The sequence below is a fragment of the Pseudomonas sp. Pse79 genome (assembly GCF_024519615.1).
GTDB classification, from domain to species: Bacteria; Pseudomonadota; Gammaproteobacteria; order Pseudomonadales; family Pseudomonadaceae; genus Aquipseudomonas; species Aquipseudomonas veronii.
This window is the reverse complement of the sequence record NZ_JALJRR010000055.1, coordinates 2,054-5,205: the sequence shown is the minus strand read 5'-3', so window position 1 is coordinate 5,205 and position 3,152 is coordinate 2,054. Positions and strand designations below refer to the sequence as shown.

1 rRNA gene is annotated in these 3,152 nt (G+C 50.9%); it reads right to left on the bottom strand.

The features are described from left to right. Positions 1-95: 95 nt before the first annotated feature. A 23S ribosomal RNA gene (locus tag NR164_RS30115) occupies positions 96-2,986 on the bottom strand. Positions 2,987-3,152 lie beyond the last annotated feature (166 nt).

Sequence of the window (3,152 nt, the reverse complement as noted above, 5' to 3'; positions counted from 1 at the left end):
TTTCGGTGTTTTGTAAGAGTCGAACTTTCGGTTCGTTTCGTCTTCACACACCGCAATCTGGTCTCTTTCGAGTTCGCAAATTGCTTGGGTGTTATATGGTCAAGCCTCACGGGCAATTAGTATTGGTTAGCTCAACGCCTCACAGCGCTTACACACCCAACCTATCAACGTCGTAGTCTTCGACGGCCCTTCAGGGGACTCAAGGTCCCAGTGAGATCTCATCTTGAGGCTAGTTTCCCGCTTAGATGCTTTCAGCGGTTATCTATTCCGAACATAGCTACCCGGCAATGCCACTGGCGTGACAACCGGAACACCAGAGGTTCGTCCACTCCGGTCCTCTCGTACTAGGAGCAGCCCCTCTCAAATCTCAAACGTCCACGGCAGATAGGGACCGAACTGTCTCACGACGTTCTAAACCCAGCTCGCGTACCACTTTAAATGGCGAACAGCCATACCCTTGGGACCGGCTTCAGCCCCAGGATGTGATGAGCCGACATCGAGGTGCCAAACACCGCCGTCGATATGAACTCTTGGGCGGTATCAGCCTGTTATCCCCGGAGTACCTTTTATCCGTTGAGCGATGGCCCTTCCATACAGAACCACCGGATCACTAAGACCTACTTTCGTACCTGCTCGACGTGTCTGTCTCGCAGTCAAGCGCGCTTTTGCCTTTATACTCTACGACCGATTTCCGACCGGTCTGAGCGCACCTTCGTACTCCTCCGTTACTCTTTAGGAGGAGACCGCCCCAGTCAAACTACCCACCATACACTGTCCTCGATCCGGATAACGGACCTGAGTTAGAACCTCAAAGTTGCCAGGGTGGTATTTCAAGGTTGGCTCCACGCGAACTGGCGTCCACGCTTCAAAGCCTCCCACCTATCCTACACAAGCAAATTCAAAGTCCAGTGCAAAGCTATAGTAAAGGTTCACGGGGTCTTTCCGTCTAGCCGCGGATACACTGCATCTTCACAGCGATTTCAATTTCACTGAGTCTCGGGTGGAGACAGCGCCGCCATCGTTACGCCATTCGTGCAGGTCGGAACTTACCCGACAAGGAATTTCGCTACCTTAGGACCGTTATAGTTACGGCCGCCGTTTACCGGGGCTTCGATCAAGAGCTTCGCGTTAGCTAACCCCATCAATTAACCTTCCGGCACCGGGCAGGCGTCACACCCTATACGTCCACTTTCGTGTTTGCAGAGTGCTGTGTTTTTAATAAACAGTCGCAGCGGCCTGGTATCTTCGACCGGCATGAGCTTACGGAGCAAGTCCTTCACCCTCACCGGCGCACCTTCTCCCGAAGTTACGGTGCCATTTTGCCTAGTTCCTTCACCCGAGTTCTCTCAAGCGCCTTGGTATTCTCTACCCAACCACCTGTGTCGGTTTGGGGTACGGTTCCTGGTTACCTGAAGCTTAGAAGCTTTTCTTGGAAGCATGGCATCAACCACTTCGTCATCTAAAAGATAACTCGTCATCAGCTCTCGGCCTTAGAATCCCGGATTTACCTAAGATTCCAGCCTACCACCTTAAACTTGGACAACCAACGCCAAGCTGGCCTAGCCTTCTCCGTCCCTCCATCGCAATAACCAGAAGTACAGGAATATTAACCTGTTTTCCATCGACTACGCTTTTCAGCCTCGCCTTAGGGACCGACTAACCCTGCGTCGATTAACGTTGCGCAGGAAACCTTGGTCTTTCGGCGTGGGTGTTTTTCACACCCATTATCGTTACTCATGTCAGCATTCGCACTTCTGATACCTCCAGCAAGCTTCTCAACTCACCTTCACAGGCTTACAGAACGCTCCTCTACCGCATCACTTACGTGATACCCGTAGCTTCGGTGTATGGTTTGAGCCCCGTTACATCTTCCGCGCAGGCCGACTCGACTAGTGAGCTATTACGCTTTCTTTAAAGGGTGGCTGCTTCTAAGCCAACCTCCTAGCTGTCTAAGCCTTCCCACATCGTTTCCCACTTAACCATAACTTTGGGACCTTAGCTGACGGTCTGGGTTGTTTCCCTTTTCACGACGGACGTTAGCACCCGCCGTGTGTCTCCCATGCTCGGCACTTGTAGGTATTCGGAGTTTGCATCGGTTTGGTAAGTCGGGATGACCCCCTAGCCGAAACAGTGCTCTACCCCCTACAGTGATACATGAGGCGCTACCTAAATAGCTTTCGAGGAGAACCAGCTATCTCCGAGCTTGATTAGCCTTTCACTCCGATCCACAGGTCATCCGCTAACTTTTCAACGGTAGTCGGTTCGGTCCTCCAGTTAGTGTTACCCAACCTTCAACCTGCCCATGGATAGATCGCCCGGTTTCGGGTCTATTCCCAGCGACTAGACGCCCTATTAAGACTCGCTTTCGCTACGCCTCCCCTATTCGGTTAAGCTCGCCACTGAAAATAAGTCGCTGACCCATTATACAAAAGGTACGCAGTCACCTAACAAGTAGGCTCCCACTGCTTGTACGCATACGGTTTCAGGATCTATTTCACTCCCCTCTCCGGGGTTCTTTTCGCCTTTCCCTCACGGTACTAGTTCACTATCGGTCAGTCAGTAGTATTTAGCCTTGGAGGATGGTCCCCCCATATTCAGACAAAGTTTCTCGTGCTCCGTCCTACTCGATTTCATGACTAAGAGATTTTCGCGTACAGGGCTATCACCCACTATGGCCGCACTTTCCAGAGCGTTCCGCTAATCTCAAAGCCACTTAAGGGCTAGTCCCCGTTCGCTCGCCACTACTAAGGGAATCTCGGTTGATTTCTTTTCCTCAGGGTACTTAGATGTTTCAGTTCCCCTGGTTCGCCCCTTACACCTATGTATTCAGTGTAAGGTAACCATCTTATGATGGCTGGGTTCCCCCATTCAGACATCTCCGGATCAAAGTCTGTTTGCCGACTCCCCGAAGCTTTTCGCAGGCTACCACGTCTTTCATCGCCTCTGACTGCCAAGGCATCCACCGTATGCGCTTCTTCACTTGACCATATAACCCCAAGCAATCTGGTTATACTGTGAAGACGACATTCGCCGAAAATTCGAATTTCTCAATTAAGAGAACTCACAAATTTTACCTTAGCCTGATCCGTTACCAGTGAAAGTAACGTTCAGTCTATCTTTCTATCACATACCCAAATTTTTAAAGAACGATA